Source organism: Ruegeria sp. BC1 (assembly GCF_056539305.1).
The window spans coordinates 227136-250797 of record NZ_JBQFUT010000003.1; the positions used below are offsets into that span (position 1 = coordinate 227136).

Sequence of the window (23662 nt, forward strand, 5' to 3'; positions counted from 1 at the left end):
AATTCTTTTGTTTGAATGTAATACTGGACGCGACCCGAATAACCCGGGTATCGTTAGGTTAGTTTGGATGGAACAAACACTGCCGACAGATACTGCGATGGAAAGTCAGTTATCCGAGCGGAAGTCAGCGCCGCCTCTGGAACAAGCGGCCATAGACGAACAGCTCGACCGTATGTTTGAGAGTTCTCAGTTTGGTGCGAATGATCGCCGACGCGCGTTCCTCAAATACATCGTGGACGAAACATTGGCCGGGCACGCTGACCGGCTGAAGGGCTATTCAATTGGCGTTTCCGTTCTGGGTCGTTCTGAGGACTTCGATGCGACCTCAGACCCGGTTGTACGCCTTGAAGCGCGACGCTTACGGCGCGAGCTGGAACACTATTACCTGACGGATGGAAGCAACGATCCCTTGGTGATTACCATTCCCAAAGGGTCCTATGTGCCGTCGTTCGACTTTCGGGATGTAACTTCGGCGCCTTCCGATACGCCAGATCGGACAGGCAGGCGCGGCAGAACTGGCTGGCGGGCTCCGAACTGGGTCGTGTTGCTTTTGTTGACGCTGTTGGTGGGCGTGACAGCTTTCATGTTGTTCCAAAGTTTCGAAACTGAAAGTCCTTCTAACAATAAGGCGACCACGGACAACGACCTTTGGGGGGATTTACCTGTCGTTGCCGTAATGCCGTTCAATCCGTTGGGTAATAGCGCTGTTACATCCGTGGCGGCCCGCGGCATTGCCGAGGATATCACAACAGATTTGGCACGGGTGCAGGGCTTGCGCGTGATCTCGTATGCGTCGACGGCCGGACTCTCCGACGGAGCCATCGATCTGATCGACGAGGGGCGCAAGCTGGGTGCGACCCATGTTCTAAGGGGCAGCCTACAGACCATGACGGATGGCTATCGGCTAAACATCGGCCTCGTTGATGTAGACAGTCGGGGCGAAATTTGGGCCAAACGGTTCGACTATAAAACGACAGACCGGTTCGAAACTCAGACCGAAATCTCGCGCGAGATCAGTTCGACATTTTCTATCGAATTGTTCCCGGAACTGACTTCGAGAATGGAGGATGCACGGTGGACCCGCCGGGATGCCAGAATCCTCTATCAGCAGGCCTTGGACATCATACATCCGCCAAGCGACCCATCGCGTTTTGACGCCGCTCACACCTTGTTGCAGCGGGTGGTGCGGTTGGAACCGGACGCCCCGCACGGTTATGCCGGTCTGGCCTTTGCGGAAGCGCACAGAACTTGGTTTGGACTTGCTGCAAACACGGATGAAACGCGGGGGCTGATCAGGCAATATGCTGAAAGCGCATTGGAAAAGGATCAGGCAAATGTTCGCGCACTTTTGACCTTGGGTATACTCGAAATATTGATGGGCAATCCGCAACCTGCAATTGATTTCGGTGAACGCGCCGTCGAGCAAGAGCCGAGCTCAAGTTTGGCGCATGGTTATTTAGGCATGTTCCTTCTGTACGCAGGCAAGCCAGAGCAGGCAATAACACCGCTGCAGCGAGCGCTAAGCCTTGATCCCTTAAGCATTCGTCGGCCCTATAGGAACATTCTGGGCGTTTCTCAATTCCACGCTGGGAACTATCGAGAGAGTCTGGCCACACTACAGGAAAACCTGGATCTCGAAGGGCCGTTCGGACCCCATATGATGGTCTACCAAGCCGCTGGAAATGCTGCGATCGGGAAGATCGATCAAGAAACGGAAATTCTCGAAAGCCTCGCGGCTATGATCGCCGAAGGCGAGACCTTTCCACTCAGACGGTGGCTGGAAAAGGTGATATATGATCCAAAAATGATGCAGCCTTTGCTGGACGAGTACGAAAAGGCCAAAGCGCTGGCAGAGTCGCGATAACTACCGGCAGTATTGCGTGGGTGTGTATTGGCGCCCTCTGCCTTGTTGATCTTATTTCCGGTTCAAGGGCAAACGACGATCTATTTTGGTTATGGCGCGAATGTCAGCATCCCTCCCTGGCGTCCCAAAGTAGCAAACAGCCCATAGCCATCGTTCGACCTTGATCACTTCGCTGCAGTGCGACCCATCAGAGGAGACAATCGCTGCGCGAGCGAAGCTCAAAGACGGGCGGAGGTCCGAAGAGCGGATAAAACTGCCATTGTTGTGTTCTGCTCGAACGACCGCTTTGTGCGCTTTTCAAACACGGCTAAAACACCTCGGGAGGATTGCAGAATCTCGCAACGGCTATAAGCAGTCTGGCAATCACGCCTAAAGCAGACCTTTATCTAGATTCTGAGAATCGCGGTTCGCCTCATCGTTTTCTGGATTTACTAACCGGTACGGGAAGCATGATTTTTGCGGTTTGTTTTGGTCTCGCCCGAGTAAGAGATACTTGGTGCGATGTTTTTTTGAGAGTGGCTGCCCTCTAAAAATCCCGGGTCGCTTAAGTTGGTAAATCAGCACCGCGTTGAACGATTGACATGCATTCGCAGTTAGTATGCTATCCACAACCATAACATTCACAGAAATTTGCGACACAGTATCGTGAATTCAATGCAGCTAAACGACTGCAATATGGGAGAAAAGAATGAAAAAACAATTACTCGCGCTTGCGCTGTTGATGACGACAACGTCGTTGGCCAATGCAGAAACCCTGCGTTGGGCGCGTTCGGGGGATGCTTTGACCCTTGACCCGCATTCGCAAAACGAAGGGCCCACGCATACTGTGCGCCACCAGATGTATGAACCCTTGATTATCCGCGACACGTCCGGCGCCTTTGAGCCCGCACTGGCCACGGATTGGGCCCCCAGCGAGAGTGATCCGAATGTCTGGGTGTTCAATCTGCGTAAGGATGTGAAGTTCCATGATGGCGCCGATTTCACTGCAGAAGACGTGGTTTTCAGCATCAATCGCGCTAAACAGCCGAACTCGGACATGAAAGAACTGATCAATTCGATCGTTGAAGTACGCGCGGTCGACGACCACACGGTCGAGATCGTAACCGATGGCCCGAACCCAATCCTGCCGGCGAACCTGACGGATTTGTTCATCATGGACAAAGGCTGGACCGAGGCGAACAACGCAGTTGACGTTCAGGATTTTGAGGGTGGCGAGATTACCTTTGCGACCACAAATGTGAACGGAACCGGCCCATATAAACTGGTCAGCCGCGAGCCCGACGTGAAAACCGTGATGGAGCGGAACGAGGATTATTGGGGTCGTGATCAGTTCCCGATGGCGATCAGCGAAATCATCTATACACCGATCCAGAACGATGCCACCCGCGTTGCTGCGATGCTATCGGGCGAGGTGAATTTCCTCCAGGATATGCCGGTGCAGGATCTGGACCGAGTGAATGCTGTAGATGGGCTGGTCGTCAAACAAGCGCCGCAGAACCGGGTGATCTTCTTTGGTATGAACCAGGGTGGGGACGATATCGAAGCGGACAACGTCGATGGCAAGAACCCTCTTGCTGATGTACGTGTGCGTCAGGCCATGTCCAAGGCGATCAACCGCGATGCCATCAAGCAGGTGGTTATGCGCGGTCAGTCGCAACCTGCCGGGATGATTGCGCCGCCCTTCGTTAACGGCTGGACCGCCGACATGGACGGCGAAAGCAACACGGACGTCGAAGGGGCAAAAGCCCTGTTGGCAGAGGCAGGCTATCCTGACGGATTCTCAATCCGACTGGACTGCCCTAATGACCGCTACATCAACGATGAAGGCATCTGTCAGGCCGCTGTCGGGATGCTGGGCCAAATCGGTATTACCGTGAATCTTGATGCCAAGCCGAAAGCGCAGCACTTCCCGCTGATCACTGACGGAAAGACCGATTTCTACATGCTGGGCTGGGGCGTTCCGACTTATGATTCGGAGTACATCTTCAACTTCCTGGTTCATGGTCGCGAAAGCGATATTGGCACGTGGAACGGCACTGGTTTTAACAACGATGAGCTGGATGCCAAGATTAAGTCATTGGCCTCGAACACTAATCTTGTCGAGCGCAATGAGGATATCGCAGAGATCTGGCGTGTGGTGCAGGACGAACAGCTGTATATCCCGATCCACCACCAGGTGCTGAACTGGGGCATGGCAGAAAACCTGGATATCAACGTAGATCCCGAAGATCAGCCAATGGTTAAACATTTCGGCCTGAATTAAGAAACGTGGCCGGGCCTCGGTATCCGAGGCCCGCCACCAAAAAGTGGGAGCAATCATGAAACGTCTGACCACTGCCGCGCTCTTAGGGGCGCTTGCCTTACCTGTCGCAGCCAAAGAGTTCACGTTTGCCGTCGAAACAGACCCGCAAACGATGGATCCTCATGCGGTCAACTCTGCCCCCGTGCTGGGGTTTCTGAATAATGTCTACGAAGGTCTTGTTCGGCGGGGTAAGGATATGACCATCGAACCGGCGCTCGCGACAAGTTGGGAAACTATCGGTGACGGCGCAGGTTGGCGGTTCAAGCTGCGCGAGGGCGTTACATTTCATGATGGGGCCGAGTTCAACGCGGATGACGTAATTTTCTCATATCAACGCGCCTCGGACGAGAATTCGGACACCCGCAGCTGGTTCGCACCGGTCAGCGAGGTGGTGAAGGTTGACGACTTTACCGTCGATGTCATGACGACTGCGCCCAACCCGATCTTCCCGGACAGCATCGCCAACTGGATGATCATGGATAGTGGTTGGGCCAAGACAAACGATGCAGCTCTTCCCGACAAAGAGGCTGGCAACTACGCGACCCTGAACGCCAATGGCACCGGTGCCTTCCGCGTCACAGCGCGAGAACCAGGCTTACGTACTGTTCTGGAACCCTTTGAGAACTGGTGGGACGAGGCCGAACACAACCTGACTCGCGCTGAACTGGTTCCGATCCAGAACCCAGCGACAGCTCTGGCGGCGCTCATGTCTGGTGATGTGGATTTCATCAATCCGGTGCCCATTCAAGATATCGACCGGTTGCAAGGCAACCCAGAAGTGAAGGTCATTCAAGGCATCGAAGCACGTGTTATCATGTTGGGCTTTGACCAGCAGGAAGGCGCAAACGAGGCCGGGCAAGGTGGGTCCGACGTCTTCCGCGACGCGCGCGCACGTGAGGCGGTTGCCAAGGCGGTGAATGTACCTGCCATCCTGCAAACCATCATGCGTGGCAACGCCGAAGTAGCAAGCCAATTAGTCAGTCCAGCGATGCGGGGGTACTCTGCTGCGAACGCAGACCCTTATGATTATGACCCTGAAGGTGCGAAAGCGCTGTTGACTGAGGCCGGAGCGGAGGGTGCCGAGGTCAGCTTTAAGTGCTCTAACAATCGGTATCTGAATGACGAATCCGTATGTCAAGCGATCACCGCTATGCTGTCACAAGTTGGATTTAATGTGACGCTCGACGCGATGCCGGTGCAGAACTACTGGCCGGAACTGCGGGCCGACAATTTTGACATGTACCTGTTAGGCTGGTCGCCAGGTACTTTTGATGCCGAACATCCCGTGCGCTTTTTGGCCTCTACTCCGAACGAGGAAAAGAAGTTGGGCTCGTGGAACTTCGGCGGCTACTCCAACGCACGCGTGGACGAATTGCTGCCGATGATCCAATCTGAGATTGACGAGCCTAAACGTCAGGCGATGCTGGATGAGGTCGCGGGTATCCTGCAAGACGAGGTGGCCTATGTACCACTCTATGTCCAGCCACTGGTCTGGGGCGTGCGCAGCAATATCGAGCTGACACAACGGCCCGACAACTTCTTCCTTCTACGCTGGGTCACGGTCAACTAAATGCTATCATACATAATCAAGCGTGTAGCCCAGTCGGCACTGGTTCTGTTCGTCGTGGGCCTTGTCGCCTTTTCCATGTTCCGCTTTGTTGGCGACCCGATCGACAATATGCTGGGGCAGGAACGGACTATGGAAGACGTGGAACGCCTGCGCGCTCAGCTGGGCCTCGATCAGCCGTTTCCGGTGCAATATGTGAAATTCTTGCAGGAAGCGGCGCAGGGAAATTTTGGCGTCAGTTTCCGCCAGGGCCGCCCGGTTGCGGAAATTTTGGTAGAACGCGCACCGGCCACGTTGGAATTGGCATTGGTCTCAGCCTTATTTGCCATTGTTTTGGGCATCGCCCTAGGTGTGTTCACCGCGATCCGACGAGACGGGTTTGCGGCGAATTTCATCATGTCGGCTTCTCTGATCGGTGTATCCCTGCCCACCTTCCTGATCGGTATCCTGCTCATTTACATTTTTTCGGTTGAGCTTGGATGGCTGCCCAGCTTCGGGCGCGGAGAGGTGGTGGATCTGGGCTGGTGGAACACCGGGTTACTGACCAGCAGTGGGCTTAAAGCCTTGATTTTGCCTGCGATAACGCTGGGTCTTTACCAGATGACCTTGATCATGCGGCTGGTTCGCTCCGAGATGCTGGAAGTACTCCGACAGGACTACATCCGCTTTGCCCGCGCCCGTGGTCTGAGCGATCGGACCATCAACTATCGCCACGCACTGAAGAACACGATGGTTCCCGTTATCACCATTATCGGCCTGCAACTGGGGGCGATCATCGCCTTCGCGATCATTACCGAGACAGTGTTTCAGTGGCCAGGCCTTGGCCTTCTGTTCATCAATGCAATCCAGTTTGTGGATATTCCTATTATGGCAGCATATCTGATGATGATCTCGGTCATCTTCGTCACCATCAACCTCGCGGTCGACATCCTCTATGCCTTCATTGACCCGCGCCTGAGGGTCAGCGCATGAGCCGTATGAAACGCATTCTGGACAGCGACCAGTTCTACGCCTTTCGACGCTCGCCTGTAGCCATGGTGTCGGCAGCGGTGGCGTTGATCCTTATCCTTGCCACCATCTTTGCGCCGCTGATTGCGCCGACAAACCCGTTTGATCCGTCGAGCCTCAATCTGATGAACGGCTTCACCCCACCAATGGAACCCAATGCCTTTACCGGCGAAAGCTTCCTGATGGGCACTGACGATCAGGGGCGTGATGTGTTCTCGACAATCCTGTACGGAATGCGGATTTCGCTGTTTGTAGGGGTCGCGGCGGTTCTGTTCGCCATGGTTTTAGGGATCATTCTAGGTCTTTTGTCGGGCTACTTCGGCGGCTGGACCGAAACCATCATCATGCGTACTGCGGATGTGCAGCTAACCTTCCCGTCAATCCTTTTGGCGATGCTGATCTTTGGCATCGCCAAGGGCATAACGCCCATTGAATACCGAGATCAAATGGCGATCTGGGTGCTGATCCTTGCTATTGGCTTGTCCGACTGGGTGCAGTTTGCCCGCGTCGTCCGGGGCGCAACGCTGGTGGAGAAGAACAAGGATTATGTCGCCGCCGCGCGTATCATCGGGCAAAACCCTATGACCATCATGCTGCGCCACATTTTGCCGAATGTGCTGTCACCGGTGCTGGTGATCGCCACCATCTCACTCGCACTGGCGATCATTGCCGAGGCGACGCTCAGCTTTCTAGGCGTTGGTGCGCCACCCACGCAGCCGTCGCTGGGCACGCTGATCCGCATCGGGCAGGGCTTCCTGTTCTCAGGCGAGTGGTGGATCTTGTTCTTCCCGGCGTGCACCCTTCTGGCGCTGGCGCTGAGCGTAAACTTGCTGGGCGACTGGCTGCGCGATGTTCTTAACCCGAGGCTGAAATGACCGATCCCGTTCTTTCGATTCGCAACCTGACGGTGGAAATCCCCACCCGCCACGGTGTCTTCAAGCCGGTAGAGCATGTGACCTACGACCTACATCCCGGTGAAATCCGTGGCGTTGTTGGCGAGAGCGGCGCAGGCAAGTCCATGACCGGCAATGCGGTGATCGGTCTTCTGGACCCCCCGGCTCATGTCTCCGAGGGCGAGGTCTGGCTGAACGGCCGCCGCATCGATGAACTGGACGCCGAAGACAAGCGCCGGATCAGGGGCAAAGAGATCGGGATGATCTTTCAGGACCCGCTGACCTCGCTGAACCCACTGTTCACAGTGGGTGAGCAATTGGTCGAGACGATCCAGCTGCACCTCGGCCTGTCCGCGTCCGAGGCCAAAAAGCGCGCCATTGCCCTGCTGGATCGCGTATCCATCCCGGACCCGGCGGATCGGTTCAACCAGTACCCGCACCAGTTTTCCGGCGGGATGCGTCAGCGGGTGGTGATCGCACTTGCGCTTTGCACCGAACCCAGCGTTCTGATCGCGGATGAACCCACGACCGCCCTGGACGTGTCCGTGCAGGCCCAGGTACTGGATCTGATCAAGGAACTGGCCAAGGAGCGCCAGGTGGGAGTGATCCTCGTGACGCACGACATGGGTGTTATCGCCGACACTACCGATACGGTCACCGTCATGTATTCCGGCCATGTGGTCGAAAGCGGCACCACTGATCAGATCCTCGGCGCACCGACGCATGAATATACCAAATCCCTGATTGCCGCTGTGCCACGACCCCACACTAAAGTAGAACGCTTTCCGGTGGTCAGCTATGGCGAGCGGGAAAGAACCTTCAAGATTGATGATCTGGCGGCGCATTGGGAAAAGACCGATTTGTCAAAATCCGGCAAGCTGCTTGAGGTCGAGGCCATCACCAAGACGTTCCTGCAAAAGGGCGGCCTGTTGCCATCACAGCGGAACTATCTCACCGCCGTCGATCAGGTCAGCTTCGACATTAGGGACGGTGAGGTTTTTGGCCTTGTTGGTGAAAGCGGCTCTGGCAAGTCCACTGTCGCGCGGATGATAGGCACACTGTATCCCGTTGACGGTGGACGAATAATCTTTGACGGGCAAGATGTGACTGCCATGGGGGCCGACGCCCTACAAGCCTATCGTCGCCAAATTCAAATGATCTTTCAGGATCCTTTCTCAAGCCTCAATCCACGCATGAGGGTTGGGGACCTCGTGGCCGAGCCGATCCATCATCATAAAATTCTGCCCAAGCCCGCTGTCGAACCTCGTGTGCGCGAATTGCTTGACTGGGTTGGGCTGGCCAAGGACGCGTGGCGTAAATATCCACATGAATTTTCCGGTGGGCAGCGTCAACGCATTTGTATTGCTCGCGCCCTAGCAACTCAGCCCCGTTTTCTGATCTGTGACGAACCGACCAGCGCCTTAGATGTGTCCATTCAGGCGCAAATCCTCAATATCCTCAAAGATCTGCAAGACCACCTCGGCTTGACTATGCTCTTTATCAGCCACGATCTCCCGGTCGTACGTCAGATGTGTGACCGGGTGGGCGTGATGCGTCATGGGAAGCTGCTTGAGGTTCAGGAGACGGACTCATTGTTCGTAGCTCCAGAGCATCCGTATACGCGGGAACTTTTGGATTTGATGCCCCGGCTAAAGCAATTGGCCTAGTTGTGCCGGCTTGGTCTTGCATCGTTTTTTACAGAAGCACTTGACTTGCGAAGTGCAGATGCAAGTTACCGACGGTGATTTAAACGCGGACACCATCTTGATAAGGTTCCGTCACCAAGTATCGAGTCGATCCTGTAGACCTAAGAGTGTCTCAGGTTCACGGTGATGGGCCGGACACTCACAGCCATTCATCGCACTTCAATTTTGACGACTATCCGGCTCCCTATCGGCTTGTCCAGCGACGCCAATCACCCGGTCATCGCCTATCCGGACGCAGGTTGCAGGTAGCTTCCAACCCAATTCCCTTTTGGGTGAGGTCATCCAAAACGCACATTGCCATGGTGTCATGTCGCGCGGCAGCGCCTTTAGCACTTTTTCCATTAACGGCAGCGGCGTGCCGTCTTCAGCGAACTGAAACGAAGGATAGGCGTCTGCGCCTTCGTAAGGAACCGACAGTATTTTCCCCGTGCGTTTCCAGATGTCCCCGATGCGTGTGATCTGCCACGAACCGTTCTTCCATTTTGCGTGAACAGCAGCGTCATCCAGCAATGGGTGTTTCCGCGCAAACTTGTTTCGCTGAACGTCGCTTGTAGCATCACAACGCCGGTCGATCTTCGACAAATACATCTACTGACTCACAATACTCGTCAACCACATGTGATGTATTCTACCCGAAAGCGCTTCCCACCAAAGTGAAACACTTCACTTGTTGAACATCGGATGCCAACGTGTCCAAGTTGCCGTTACTGTGCATGGGAGAGTGACAATGGACGACCTACAGGGCGTGAAAAGCCAGCTTTGACGCATTGGCGAATGCCATCCACTTTGTCACAGTCCATGGAAACCAACCCCGCAGACAATATATGATAGGGTGATTTCTTACCTGGTGATTTTGCACGAGACCGCAACGCATGGGCTATACGAAAACTGCGATCCTGATGGCCGCTATGACGGCTTTGTTCATGGGGTTGGGATATCTTCTCGCCGGTACCGGGGGGATGTTTCTGGCTCTGATCATTGCCGCTGGCATGAATGTGATTACGTGGTGGAACTCGGACAAAATGGTTCTTCGCATGCATAATGCACGGCCCGTTCCAGACGGTGACCGGTTGGGGCTTTCTCAGATGGTCGAGGATCTGGCGAAAAACGCCAACATGCCGACCCCTGCTGTCTATTTGCTGGACACACCTCAGCCAAATGCATTCGCTACAGGGCGCAACCCGAATAACGCGGCGGTAGCTGTCACTTCGGGGCTGATGCAGACGTTGTCCCGCGACGAACTTGCTGGTGTCATTGCCCACGAGCTTGCGCATATCAAGAACCACGACACCGCCATAATGACTGTCACAGCCACCTTCGCAGGTGCCATTACAATGCTGGCAAATTTTGCGCTGTTCTTCGGAGGAAGGCGGGACAGTGCGATCGGTCTGGTTGGAACAATCGCGCTGATGATCCTGGCGCCACTGGCCGCAGGGCTGGTGCAGATGGCAATAAGCCGAACACGAGAATACGCGGCAGACCGGATCGGTGCCGAAATTTGTGGCCAGCCGCTGGCCCTGGCTTCAGCCTTGGATCGTATCCAGCAGAGTGCAGCCCGAATTGATAATGATGCGGCCGAAAGGAACCCGGCGACTGCGCATATGTTCATCATCAATCCCCTGCATGCCCATACCCGCGACAAACTGTTTTCGACGCACCCCTCGACTGCAAACCGCATTGCGGAGCTAAGGAAACTTGCCCGGCAAACGGCCTCTCCACGCCAAAGCGACACTGGGCGGGAAAACAAGGGGCGGATTGATTCAGGTCCGTGGGGATAAGGTTTTTCAAGCCGGGTTGAGACGCCCCCGCTGGTATCGGTGTACCATTGTGGAAATGCAAACAATGTGAATGGAGGTGTCGGAACAAGTACTGCACCCTATCGTCGGACGCTTCGCATTCAGAGGAGGACAGCCCATAGCGGGCACTTGATGGGCCGAGCCTTGCCGCGTTGCAGCTTCACCAAACCAGTCATTCGCTGCGCATTCCAACCCTAAACTCAATATGTATTCGCCGGTAGAAAGACACTGCTGTTCGCTTCTCCGCGCTCGGATAACTGCTACTCGCGCAATCCGGCCTCACGCAAACAATCTTTAATCCGTTCCATCTCGGCGGCATCCTTCAGTGCCATACGATCAAGATCGGAAACCGATGCGTTGGGTAAGGCAGAGTAACAGCTTTCGACAGCAGCCTTTGCGTCCTCGTGCCGACCTGCCCTTACATAGCTGGCTATTAGAAGGAATTGACCGAAATACCATTGAGGCATGAGGTGAACAGCTTTTGAAGCCCACTCGATTGCCGTATCAAAGCGCTCTGCCAGATAATGGGCTAAAGCCATACCACTAAAACGAAAGAATATGCTGGGATCGCGCGGGTTGGATCTGATGGCGATTTCCTGACTTACGATCGCCTCGTCCGTGCGGCTCAGCAATCCCAGCGCGGTTCCCAGTGATCCTTGGGCAACCGAACAATTTGGATTGAGCTCTATCGCTCTTTCCAAGGCCGTGACAGCTTCCTCATGACGGCGCAGAGCAAAACAGCTAAGCCCAAGGGCCCATTGCGCATATTCGTTTCTATCATCCAGACGTGTTGCGCGCCTGCCCTGTTCGTACGCTTTTTTTGCGGTTGCCGAAGCGTCGTCGGCAAAGCCCAAAACGAAACTATGATAAAGGATCACCGAATAAACCAAGTGTGCTTCAGCACTCTCGGGATCGCGCTCCAGCGCCTGTCCAAGCAATGCTTCGGCTTTGGCATAGCTCTCGGCATCGAAATCATAGAGAAAATGCCAGGCGCGCATGGTTAGCTCCCATACCGTTAGGTCCGGGCGCAGGCGCTTTTCTACGGGTTCACCTGCAGTCAGGTGTACCCTTGTCAGAATTGAAGCAACAACATTTCCTGTGATCTCGTCCTGAAGGTCGAATACATCGGCAAGCAGACCATCGTATCGCTCTGACCAGACATGCCCGCCAGATAGGCCATCAATCAGCTGCGCAGTCACCCTGATCCGATCGCCGGATCGACGAACGCTACCTTCGAGCACATATCTAACACCCAGATCATCAGCAACACGCTTCACGTCAACCTTCGCGCCCTTATAGGTAAATGTTGTATTTCGGGCGATAATGAACAGCCACGGCGAGCGCGACAAAGCCGTAATTATGTCGTCGGTAATTCCGTCCGAGAAATACTCCTGATCCGGATCCCCTGACATATTTTCGAAGGCCAATACTGCTATTGAAGGTTTGTCAGGAAGTGGTGTGCCACGACTGATTGCGTCCTCCGAGTTCGGAAACGCTTCCTCAAGAAACTTGTGCAACTCCAGCTTTGAGGAAACCCCAAGTTTTCGATAAATGGTTGTCAAATGTGTCCTGACGGTCGAAGGCGCAATAAATAACCGATCTGCAATCTGGTTGTAGCTTTCCCCATCGGAGTACGCTTTTGCGATCTCCTCTTCCCGAGGACTCAGTTGTTCAACCTGCGCAGAGGGTTTTTCCACAACTCACCTCGGTAGCCATCTACTGAGAGCGGGCGCAAACCGGAGCTCATCCAAATGCAGTACACCATTTACTGCAGCTGCAGTAACCAAAATGGAGCACTCGGCTGATACCGTACTGTTTAACCGCTCCCTAATGTTGCGAGACTACTGCAACAAATGGAGAAGTAAAATGCTGGATACAAAGCGATCAAGTGATGCAGAAATAGTTGAACGCGGATGGGGCGCGGTTGCCCGGGGTGATTGGGATACACTGCTTGCGGACTACACCGAAGACATGATTTTCGCGATGCCGGGTCAGAATGATGTGCTAATCGGAAAAGCCCTATTTCGCAACGCACTAAAGGATCTTGGGTCAGCATTGCCGCCCGGCTTTGAAATAACTTCGATCCGACAGATCGGTGAAAGCGGCGAAGTTATCTCGATTGTTGAGTGGACCAGTGATAGCGTTCCCGAGGGCAGCCAACTGGCCGTATTGTTCAAATTCACCAACGCAAAAATTTACGAGGAGCGTTGGTTCGTGGACACCGAACAATGGAAAGCTGCATTCTGAAACTCCCTCGCATCCAGCTGGACCTGCGGTATTGGTTCGAAAACCAACCTCGGGCAAATGCTCAACGGCGGCGTTCCTGAAAATACGTCCATTCATTTGACGTGTGCCATCTGCCGTGGACGGCCCTTAGCTGCCGTCTAACGGAATATCCGAATGCCGCGCTGCGGCCTGCCAGACCGGACTTTCAGGTGTTGGCCTGAGCTTATTCCTTGAAGTCTGGACAGAACATAGCACTTGGGGCCGAGCAGGTTTATAGGGCCGCCCACCATATCACTCGCAGAACGCGCCAGATGGTAATACGCGCTACGCCTCCAGTGGGCATCTTTGTGCCGCTCCTGATGATAAGATCACCAGGACCGGCGCAACAGGTCGAATGTTTCGGCAATCATAGGGTTGTCTTTGCGCCGTTCTAACGCCACGAAACACAGGCAAGCAGGAACTGACACAGAATTGCAGACGGCAAGCCCGAAGGATTGTTTTTGATGGAGCGCGATGGAATCGCGACAGAGGCTCAGGCCAATGCCCGATCTTACCATTTCAAGCATCGAAGCTTCTTGATCCACCAAGGCAACCACATTCGGGCGGCTGCCGTGATGTTCGAAAATCTTGGCCAATAAGCGATGGTGGACAGAGGCTTCGGGTGTGCCAATCCAAGGAAGGGCTGCAAGCGAGGACCAGTCGGACTCTTCCACCTGCTTCTGCCAGCCAGCCGGCCCGATCACGCGATACGTAAAATCGGCCAGCTTTTTGGCGTGCACCGGATCGCCTCCGTCCGACCCAATGCTGGAAAGGTCATCGGGGCCACATAGGTAGAACCCGGCATCGACTCGACCCCGTCTGAGCCATGTCAGGATGTCCCCGCTGACCCCGTGCATCAGCTCGGTTTCTACATCAGGATGCTCTGATCGCAGATGCGCTAACAGACGGCCCAATCGAATGAATTCCGGATCGACGATTGTGCCGATCGTCAGTTTTCCACTCAAACGACCAATACGCTGGCGGGCGCTGCGTTGGAAATCACTGACTGCATCGAGGACTTGTTGAGCCTTCGCTAAAACCGCAGCGCCGTCATGGGTGATCTGCAACCCTGTTGCGGTTCTGTTGAACAGCGTAAGTCCCGTCTCTTCACTAAGACGCTTGATTTGATGGCTGATGGCCGGTTGGGTCAGGTTCAACACTTCGGCAGCGCGTGAAACGCTCCCTTCACGGGCCACCGTCACAAAGGCCAGGATGGTGTTAATATTCGAAAACCGGTCCATATAAAATTTTCTAATATGGCATTGTGCGAATTGTCATTAGCTTTTTGTGTGCCGCTCCCGCAGAGATCAGTGAAACCAACGTTGTGCGGTGGCGTATGGATCGCTCCCCGACCTTCGGAGGTGAATTGAAAAGGCCGCGTACCAGAAAACAGGATTCCGTTTCCTGTCCGGTGCGCAAATGGCGAAGCAACGACTGAATAGGTGGAAGACAAAGATGTCTGACGGCGCAAACAGGTTCGACTATATCGTGATTGGTGGCGGTTCAGCCGGGTGTTTGATGGCCAACAGGCTGAGCGCTGACGCTAATAACAGAGTATTGCTGCTTGAGGCGGGCAAGCCCGATACCTATCCATGGATACACATCCCTGTTGGCTATCTCTACTGCATCGGCAACCCTCGCACAGACTGGATGTACAAAACCCAACCGGCCAAGGGCCTGAACGGACGCAGCCTGCTTTACCCGCGCGGTAAGACGCTCGGCGGGTGCTCCTCGATCAATGGGATGATCTATATGCGGGGTCAGGCCCGCGACTATGACAATTGGGCCACGCTCACCGACGAAGAGGCCTGGAGTTGGGAAAACTCGCTGGCCGACTTTAAGGCACATGAGAACCACTACAGATTGGATGACGGTGCCGATCCACGCACCGGCGACAACAGCCGGTTTTCTGACCTGCACGGGCATGGCGGCGAATGGCGGGTCGAAAAACAGCGGTTGCGTTGGGAAGTTCTGGACAGTTTTGCCGATGCCGCAGTCGAAAACGGCATCCCCAAGACCGATGATTTCAACTCTGGCGACAATACCGGGGTGGGCTATTTCGACGTCAACCAGCGATCGGGCTGGCGTTGGAACACGTCCAAGGCGTTTCTGCGCCCCGCCAAATCGCGTCCGAACCTGACGATCTGGACCGAAGCACAGGTCGAGAAATTGACCTTCGATAAAGGCGAGGATGGTCGGTTGCGTTGCACCGGCGCTGTTGTCCACCACAAGGGACAGCCCGTCACGGTCCAGGCCTCAAAGGAATTGGTTCTTTCAGCGGGTGCCGTGAACTCTCCGCAAATCCTGCAACTATCGGGGATAGGCCCGGCGGCGATTTTGAAAGAGTACGGAATAGATGTGGTGATGGATGCGCCTTACGTGGGCGAGAACCTGCAGGATCACTTGCAAATTCGTGCGGTCTACAAGGTCAAGGGCACCAAGACGCTAAACACCCTTGCCAATTCTCTGGTGGGCAAGGCCAAGATCGGCTTGGAATATGTGCTGAAACGCTCTGGTCCGATGAGCATGTCGCCCAGCCAATTGGGTGCTTTCACTAGATCGGATCCAGAACGCCCGCACGCCAACCTTGAATATCATGTCCAACCGCTGAGCCTGGAAGCCTTTGGCGAAGACCTACATGACTTCCCCGCCATTACCGTCAGTGTTTGCAACCTGAATCCGACCAGCCGCGGCCATGTCCGCATCGCGTCTTCGGATTTCCGTCAGCCGCCCGAGATAACTCCCAATTATCTGGACACAGACGAAGATCGGAAAGTGGCCGCCCAAAGCCTGCGGCAGGTGCGAGAAATCATGGCGCAGCCCGCAATGGAAGCTTACGATCCGGAAGAATTCAAACCGGGCATCCAATACCAAACCGACGAGGAGCTGGCCAGGTTGGCAGGCGACATCGCCAGCACGATCTTTCACCCTGTCGGCACGATCAAGATGGGTCGCGAGGACGATGAAACCGCCGTTCTCGACCCGCATCTACGCATGAAGGGGGTGGCTGGCCTACGCGTAGTCGATGCTTCGGTCATGCCAGAGATCACAAGTGGAAACACCAATTCACCCACGATCATGATCGCAGGAAAGGCCGCGGGCTGGATGCTGGCAGGCCAATAAGACCTGTCAGCATGCAGGTATAAGAGTTTCTGGGAGGAACCATGCGCAACTCGTTTTCCAAACTGCCGCTGACAGGCGTGAAGGTCGTCGATTTTGGTCAGTACATCGCGGGTCCTGCCGTCGCGATGTTGCTGGGCGATCTGGGCGCAACCGTGGTTCACATCGACCCACCTGACGGCCCGATGTGGGACAGCCCGGCAAACGCGGCGCTGAACCGGAACAAGGTGATTGTGAACCTTGATCTTAAAAACCCAGAGGGGCTGGACAGGGCCAGAACGCTCTGCGCCGAAGCCGATATCATCGTCGAGAACTTCCGCCCCGGTAAGCTGGCCGCGCTTGGGATTGACTTTGCCGCGATGCGCGATGAAAGGCCCGAGCTGATCACGCTCTCAATCCCCGGTTTTGCCTCGAACGACGAAGAACGGCGCGAGTTACGCGCATATGAAAGCATCGTCGCGGCAAGTTCGGGCGTGTTCACCGACATGGGGCTGAATCGGGTTCTGATGGGGTTGAACCCGTCATTCTCGCCGCTGCCACTGGCCTCGGCATACGCCTCACAAATCGCTGCATCCGCCGCGGTGCTGGCGTTGCAGTCCCGGCAGCTGACGGGCCTTGGCGACCAGATCGAAGTTCCTCTGGCTGCCGCCGTGATGGAGGGGCTGTGTTACAACTCGATCAAGGTCGAAAACATGCCCGAGCGCTATCTGACTCAGCGCGAAGTCGAGATCGAACGTCGGCGCATCGAAGGTCTGCCGATGAACGTTGCATATGAAGGCCTGCAAGAACTGCTGGACCCATTCTTCCGTAGCTACATGTGCAAGGACGGGCGCATGTTCTACGTGGTCTGCCCCAGCCATAAAAACCACGCCCGCCGCTGTCTGGAAGTGCTCGGCATTTATGACGAGTTGGTCGCCGATGGGCTGACATCGGAAGAAGACACATACAAGCCCTGGTCGGAATGGACACACGACACCTCACTTGGGGTCTATCCGATGCCGAAGTTCTGGGCCGACAAAATCGCCGCGCGTATGAAAGAGGTCTTCATGACCCGCACATCGCACGAGTGGAAAAAAATGTTCGGGCGTGGGCTGATCCCCGGCGCACCGCAACGCTGGCTGCAGGAATGGATTCACGACGAATACGCCGAGACCTCGGGGCTGATGATCGACGTCCACGACCCGATCTATGGTGATATGACGCAACCCGGCCCGGTGGTTTGGATGGAGGAAAGCGGCGAAGAAGCGTTGCAGCCAGAGCCCCGCCGATGGGTCAATTTCGACGAAGCGTTGAAACTATTGAGGACCCACCGCACAGAGATACCGGAACCTTCTGAAGAAACAGCCAACGAAAGCTGGCTGTCCGGCGTACGGGTTTTGGACCTGTGCAATGTGATCGCGGGCCCGCATTCGGCCAGCTATCTGGCACGCTTCGGGGCCGAGGTTATCAAACTCGACCCGTCGGTGCCGATGTATGACAGTTGGAACACCGTCATCTATGGCATGTCGCAGATGCGCGGCAAACGCTCTGTTCTGGCAGACATCACCTCGCATCACGGATGCCGGATTTTCGAAGATCTTGTGAAGTCTGTCGACGTCATCGTTTGGAACGCACCCGACAATCAGATCAAGAAAATGGGTCTGGATGCTGACAGCCTGCGCAAGCTCAACCCTGATGCGCTGTTCTGCAAACTCGACTGTTTCAGCGGTGTGCGTCGGGGCACGCGCACCGATTACATCGGCTACGATGACCTGGTTCAGGCCACAACCGGCATCATGCTGCGCTTTGGTGGTGCCATGGACCGACCAGAGGAACACGCCCATGTAGGCACGATCGACGTTATGTGCGGATTTGGTGGCGCACTTGGAGTGGCCGCAGCACTCTATCAGAAATACCGCTTCGGTCGTGTTGGGCGCGGGCGGACTTCGCTCAATGCCAATAGCGGCCTTTTGCAGATCCCCTTTGCTTTTGACTACATAGGCCGTGGGCTTTTCGACGAACCGTCGGGCCCCGAGGCAAATGGCTATGATGCACTGACCCGGTTCTATAGTACTGCGTCGGGGCGTTATGTGCTGCTCAGCGCCTATGAAGCCGATCTGCCACGGTTCCGAAAAGTCGAAGGCTTGGAGGATCTGCCTGATCTTCCAGAAGAAGACCGCGCGGCCTACCTGGCGACTGCATTCCAATCTCTGCCTGCATCGGATTGGGTAGACAAGCTGCACGCAGCCGATATCGGTGTGGCAATATGCGAAAACCTCGACGCTTTGCGTGCGCGGAATTCACGCGCGGCAGATGGCACACCGGGCACCGAAAATGGCAGCTACTCTTTCTCGATTTACACCGATCACCCCAGCGGGCATGAAGTGACACAGCTTGATCCTTACGCGGTGCGTCCAGCCCGCGCAAAGGTGATTGCTGTCGAGCCATCCGAGAAGTTTGGTACTTCAACCCGAACGATCCTCGGTGAACTCGGCTATGCGGACGAGGCCATCGAATTGATGATCAGATCTGGCGATGTAGCCGAATCCTGGAGTGAGGAATATCTGCCGAGCTAAGTGAATACCCAAATCGCTTGTGGCAGGGAGCAGAGGCAAATCTGTTTTTGCGACTGGCAGCCCAAACCGGGCTCTCAACACCTCGCTCGAAAGCTTCGGATGCAGCCCGCGTACCGGACACTCGCTGCGAACGCATATTTGGGAAAGTCTTCGGAGTGTGGCACCGCAGGCGAAGCTGTCTGGCGCTGTAGGGCGGACCCAAATGCCCGTTCCACGCCTGCCTTGCGGAAATAACTGGCGCGAGATAGTGCCTGAACGGATGTCTGCCTACAAAGATGGTTTCCACTGGGACGACGCGGCGACCACACTCCACGCCGCAGAAAAGATCTCAGAGGGCCAGATAGTTGCGGAATTCGTGTGGCCGTTTTGAATCAGTTTGGATTGTGTTCGGTCAACGCGGCATACGCCAAAGCGGATATTGTCACGCGACGCGGCAGTCGAAGATTTGGACGAAATTCCAGACTTCATGCGATCATGCTAGGCTTCTCGCCGCAAATCATCGTTGTGTGACGTCTGCCTTCGACGAGAAGGCAGCTAATCGACCGTACTGACTGCAGTGTAAAGCCTGCGAAACCGCAACAATCTTTCGGGCAATGCTACCATGTCAGCGGGCTCGAACCGATTGGTTGTCGGCGGTTGAAGTGCTAGGTCGTCTTTACTCAAAGCACCGTCACCCCGGGCCGCCAATCGGGCCGCGCCAAAGGCTGGACCGGAATCCGCACCTTTCGAGCGCACAATCGGTTTCCCAGTTACCGTCGCAATCAGTTCCAGCAAAAAGTCTGAACGGCTGCCTCCACCGATGGCTGCCAGTTCCGGCAAACTGTCTATCGTGTCACCGAAACTCTGCGCGGCATCGGCAAAGCAGAAGGCAATTGCCTCGATCACTGAACGACAGATATCCGCACGCGTCGTGGCATCGTCGAGACCAAAGAAACAGGCCCGGATATGAGGATCTCCAAGAGGGCTGCGTTCGCCCGTCAAATACGGCAAGAAAATCGGAACGCGATCACCGTTGACCGTCTCGGCAAGAGCAACAACTTCGGCAGCCGACAGCCCCAGCTGACCTCCAATCCAAGAAATAGGCCGTGCACCGTTCAGCATCGCCGCCATTTGATACCAGCGGTCGGGCAGCGTGTGGGCAAATGCGTGCACATATCGTTCTGGGTTGGGCTTATAGACCCGATCCGCCACGAACAACTGGCCGGACGTCCCCAGAGAGATAAAGCCCCGCCCCGGTTCGGTGGCACCCAAAGACACCGCTCCGGTTGCTGCATCTCCTCCTCCGGCAACGACGGGCACGCCGGGCTTCAACCCGGTCTCGGTAGCGGCTTGCATCGTCACACCTCCAACGACTGCGTGGCCGTCGAACACGTGCGGCAACCAGCCGGTCGCGACACCAGAAGCTTGGGCAACTCCGGCATGCCAATTGCGCGATGCCTGATCCAGCCACAATGTCCCTGCGGCATCTGACGTGTCGGTTGCCAACTCTCCATGCAGGCATAAGCCGATATAGTCTTTGGGCAGCAGGATATGGCAAAGCCGGGCATAAGCGGCCGGTTCATGCTTTTTCAGCCAGGCAATCTTGGGCGCAGTAAATCCCGGCAATGGAAGAACACCCGCGATGAGGCCAATCTGCGGCTGTGCAACACGCAGTTCATCACACTCCCGTACCGCCCTGCTGTCATTCCACAGAATTGCCGGACGGATCGGGCGAAGATCGCGGTCCAATAAAACAGCACCGTGCATTTGGCCGGACAACCCGATGGCCTTGACCTCTGACAGCGCGATTTGCCCGGCGAGCTGGTTCAACGCATCGCACGTAGCCTTCCACCAGAGATCCGGGTGTTGTTCCGACCAACCTGACTGCGGCGAGGACGTTTGGATCGCAACGGAAGAAGACGCGAGAATTCGATCAGTATCCGCACAGACAAGCTTGACTGCTGACGTTCCGATATCGATCCCGAGATACATTCAAACCCCTTGCCTGACTTATGCATGGCTATTGATTTTTTTGCGCGCGAAAAGAATATGTAAAACGATGATAAGATCAAGGCGGCTAAGTTCCGCAGGCAGACTGGCATGACCAAAATTAAGAACATGGAAGAATTCGCAACCCTCAGCGGTATCTCGCGACCCACGGTGTCAAAATACTTCCACGACCCCGACAGCGTGCGCCCAACGACCCGTGCCCGCATCGAAGAGGCGCTGGAGAAGTTCGACTATCGCCCGAATATCTACGCCGTGAACCAGAACCGGAAGCTGACCAAGAATATCGGTATCGTCGTACCCTATCTGGCAGATCCGTTCTTTGCCGAAATCGCGCGCTATCTTGAGCAAAGCTGTATAGCTGCGGGATACCGCCCCTCCCTGTTCAGCTCTCACGGCGAACAAAAACTGGAAAACGAGATTCTGGACGGCTTGCAAGCACTGAAACCCGCCGGAGTTCTTCTAGCACCACTGGGGCGGATTTCTGACCGATCAGCGATCGAGAAATTCTGTACCAATGTGCCGACCGTTTTGTTTGACAGTAACTTGGATGGCCTGGGGGCAGCCTTTATCGGGTCGGACAATTTTAGCTTTGTGTCGCAGACCGTGGAATACATGACCCGGACCGGCGAGCCGCCTTCGTTTTTTGAAATGCGCACTCCGGCAAACCCGAACGCCAACAAGAGACGGAAGGCCTATGTTGACGTGATGGAGCGGCTTGGGTTTGAGCCTCACATCATCAAAGTCGACGGCAAGGGCTGGGCGTTTGAAGAGATCGGCCACAAGGGCGCTCTGAAAACTCTGGAGGAACGCGCGTTGCGTACGGACTCGGTGCTGTGCAGCAATGACCGTCTTGCCATTGGCTTTCTTGCGGCCTGTTTCGAACAGGGGATTCGGGTTGGCCGGAAAGAAGATTGCACGCTGCGCGTGGCCTCAAATGACGACCACCCGTTTGCAAAATTTACGTGCCCCTCTTTGACCACGGCAGCGCATGACTATGACAACGTGGCCAGCCGTAGCGCGGAAACCTTGTTCGAACTTATTGAAAGTGGGGGAAAATTCGACACACGAACGGAAACTTTATTTTCGGCAAGGCTTGTTCTAAGGGAGTCTGCCTGATTATCTATTTTTAACGCGCGTAAAGTTTTTATTGACGGCGCGATAATTTACGAACTACGCTCTCTGCACAGCATCCAAGCTCAGGGAGGACAAGGATGTATTTGAAACACGCACTTCGTGCGGCGACAGCACTAACATTCGTCGCAACGGCCGCAGCCCAAGCGGAATCCATCACGATCGCCACAGTGAACAACGGCGACATGATCCGGATGCAGGGCTATACCGACAAATTCACCGAAGCGACCGGCATCGACGTCGAATGGGTGACGCTGGAAGAAAACGTGCTGCGTCAGCGCGTGACCACCGACATCACCACCAAAGGTGGTCAGTTCGATATCATGACCATCGGCATGTACGAAACGCCGATCTGGGGTGCAAATGGCTGGCTGGTGCCGCTGGAAGGGATGTCCGCCGAATATGACGTGGACGACATCCTGCCCGCGATGCGCAACGGCCTGAGCAATGACGGCACGCTGTACGCCGCGCCGTTCTATGGCGAAAGCTCAATGGTGATGTATCGCACCGACCTGATGGAAAAAGCCGGTCTGGAGATGCCCGACGCGCCGACCTGGCAATTTATCCGTGAAGCGGCGGCCGCAATGACGGATCGCGACAATGACATCAACGGCATCTGCCTGCGCGGCAAGGCCGGCTGGGGCGAGGGCGGTGCCTTCATCACGGTGACCGGGAATTCCTTTGGCGCGCGCTGGTTCGACGAGGAATGGAAACCTCAATTCGATCAGCCCCAGTGGAAAGAAGCGCTGACTTTCTTTGTCGATATGATGAATGAATCCGGCCCGGCGGGTTACGCCACCAACGGCTTCAACGAAAACCTGTCGCTGTTCCAGCAGGGCAAGTGCGGCATGTGGATCGACGCGACAGTTGCGGCGTCCTTCGTGACAAACCCTGATGACTCGACCGTAGCCGACCAGGTTGGCTTTGCGCTGGCTCCGAATTCGGAAGGTGTCGACAAGCGGGCAAACTGGCTTTGGGCATGGGCGCTGGCAATTCCAGCGGGCACGCAGCAAGAGGATGCCGCCAAGCAGTTCATCGAATGGGCTACGTCCAAAGAGTACATCGAACTGGTGGCCGAGAACGAAGGCTGGGCCAATGTGCCCCCTGGTGCGCGGACCTCGCTGTATGAGAATCCCGAATACCAGAAGGTTCCGTTCGCACAGAAGACGCTGGACTCGATCCTCGCAGCCGACCCAGATAACTGCTGTGCGCAACCGACGCCCTATGTTGGCATCCAATTTGTTGCGATCCCGGAATTCGCAGGCATCGCCACGCAGGTGAGCCAAGAGTTCTCGGCAGTCTACGCCGGGCAGCAAACAGTGGAAGAAGCGCTGGAAAAAGCACAGGCCTTCACAGCCGAAGAAATGGAAGCCGCAGGGTACTAAAGGCTTCTCCCCGCGGGTGGGCAGAGGTCTGCCCCCCCGCCTTTCCCTTCCACAATTCGCGTTTTTCTCGCAGGCTGGGTT

At 55.5% G+C, this 23662-nt stretch carries 16 protein-coding genes; 12 read left to right on the plus strand and 4 right to left on the minus strand.

Annotation, left to right across the window (positions count from 1 at the left end; translation table 11 throughout):
• Positions 1–67 precede the first annotated feature (67 nt).
• From ACR0IY_RS09225 to ACR0IY_RS09250, 6 genes are all read left to right on the plus strand, one after another.
• Complete coding sequence (locus tag ACR0IY_RS09225; protein WP_480672474.1) at positions 68–1864, plus strand: tetratricopeptide repeat protein; 1797 nt, start codon at positions 68–70, stop codon at positions 1862–1864.
• Positions 1865–2552: 688 nt separating this feature from the next.
• Positions 2553–4127: an ABC transporter substrate-binding protein gene (locus ACR0IY_RS09230; protein WP_480672476.1), complete on the plus strand. Its 1575-nt coding sequence runs from the start codon at positions 2553–2555 to the stop codon at positions 4125–4127.
• A 55-nt stretch (positions 4128–4182) separates the two neighbouring features.
• Positions 4183–5736: an ABC transporter substrate-binding protein gene (locus tag ACR0IY_RS09235; RefSeq protein ID WP_480672478.1), complete on the plus strand. Its 1554-nt coding sequence runs from the start codon at positions 4183–4185 to the stop codon at positions 5734–5736.
• Entirely contained in the window at positions 5737–6705 is a 969-nt protein-coding gene (locus ACR0IY_RS09240) for an ABC transporter permease (protein ID WP_480672480.1), read from the plus strand.
• The gene (locus ACR0IY_RS09245; protein WP_480672482.1) at positions 6702–7616 is read left to right on the plus strand and encodes an ABC transporter permease; all 915 of its coding nucleotides are present in this window, start codon (positions 6702–6704) and stop codon (positions 7614–7616) included. Before ACR0IY_RS09240 ends, ACR0IY_RS09245 begins: the two co-directional genes overlap by 4 nt.
• Positions 7613–9301 carry an ABC transporter ATP-binding protein gene (locus tag ACR0IY_RS09250; RefSeq protein ID WP_480672484.1) on the plus strand — a complete coding sequence of 563 codons (1689 nt, stop codon included), beginning with the start codon at positions 7613–7615 and terminating at the stop codon, positions 9299–9301. Before ACR0IY_RS09245 ends, ACR0IY_RS09250 begins: the two co-directional genes overlap by 4 nt.
• A 198-nt stretch (positions 9302–9499) precedes the next feature.
• Here ACR0IY_RS09250 and ACR0IY_RS09255 read toward each other — a convergent pair whose 3' ends face one another.
• Positions 9500–9928, minus strand: coding sequence for a hypothetical protein (locus ACR0IY_RS09255; RefSeq protein WP_480672486.1), 429 nt, complete (start codon positions 9926–9928; stop codon positions 9500–9502).
• Positions 9929–10212: 284 nt separating this feature from the next.
• Between ACR0IY_RS09255 and htpX the strand changes: the two genes are divergently transcribed.
• Positions 10213–11118, plus strand: a complete 906-nt coding sequence (gene htpX / locus ACR0IY_RS09260; protein ID WP_480672488.1) for a zinc metalloprotease HtpX — start codon at positions 10213–10215, stop codon at positions 11116–11118.
• 278 nt (positions 11119–11396) lie between these two features.
• Here htpX and ACR0IY_RS09265 read toward each other — a convergent pair whose 3' ends face one another.
• Positions 11397–12833, minus strand: coding sequence for a LuxR C-terminal-related transcriptional regulator (locus ACR0IY_RS09265; protein WP_480672490.1), 1437 nt, complete (start codon positions 12831–12833; stop codon positions 11397–11399).
• A gap of 169 nt (positions 12834–13002) precedes the next feature.
• Between ACR0IY_RS09265 and ACR0IY_RS09270 the strand changes: the two genes are divergently transcribed.
• The gene (locus ACR0IY_RS09270) at positions 13003–13383 is read left to right on the plus strand and encodes a nuclear transport factor 2 family protein (protein ID WP_480672492.1); all 381 of its coding nucleotides are present in this window, start codon (positions 13003–13005) and stop codon (positions 13381–13383) included.
• Between the two features lie 347 nt (positions 13384–13730).
• Here ACR0IY_RS09270 and ACR0IY_RS09275 read toward each other — a convergent pair whose 3' ends face one another.
• On the minus strand, positions 13731–14642 hold the full coding sequence (locus tag ACR0IY_RS09275; RefSeq protein ID WP_480672494.1) for a LysR family transcriptional regulator: 912 nt from the start codon (positions 14640–14642) through the stop codon (positions 13731–13733).
• Positions 14643–14856: 214 nt separating this feature from the next.
• On the opposite strand from ACR0IY_RS09275, the gene ACR0IY_RS09280 reads away from it, so the two are divergent.
• The gene (locus tag ACR0IY_RS09280) at positions 14857–16524 is read left to right on the plus strand and encodes a GMC family oxidoreductase (protein WP_480672496.1); all 1668 of its coding nucleotides are present in this window, start codon (positions 14857–14859) and stop codon (positions 16522–16524) included.
• A 41-nt stretch (positions 16525–16565) separates the two neighbouring features.
• The gene (locus ACR0IY_RS09285; protein ID WP_480672498.1) at positions 16566–19076 is read left to right on the plus strand and encodes a CoA transferase; all 2511 of its coding nucleotides are present in this window, start codon (positions 16566–16568) and stop codon (positions 19074–19076) included.
• 534 nt (positions 19077–19610) lie between these two features.
• Here ACR0IY_RS09285 and xylB read toward each other — a convergent pair.
• Positions 19611–21047, minus strand: a complete 1437-nt coding sequence (xylB, locus tag ACR0IY_RS09290) for a xylulokinase (protein ID WP_480672500.1) — start codon at positions 21045–21047, stop codon at positions 19611–19613.
• Positions 21048–21155: 108 nt separating this feature from the next.
• On the opposite strand from xylB, the gene ACR0IY_RS09295 reads away from it, so the two are divergent.
• Together ACR0IY_RS09295 and ACR0IY_RS09300 are read left to right on the plus strand one after the other, a co-directional pair.
• Positions 21156–22181, plus strand: a complete 1026-nt coding sequence (locus ACR0IY_RS09295) for a LacI family DNA-binding transcriptional regulator (protein ID WP_480672502.1) — start codon at positions 21156–21158, stop codon at positions 22179–22181.
• 95 nt (positions 22182–22276) lie between these two features.
• Positions 22277–23581: an ABC transporter substrate-binding protein gene (locus ACR0IY_RS09300; RefSeq protein WP_480672504.1), complete on the plus strand. Its 1305-nt coding sequence runs from the start codon at positions 22277–22279 to the stop codon at positions 23579–23581.
• Positions 23582–23662: the final 81 nt, after the last annotated feature.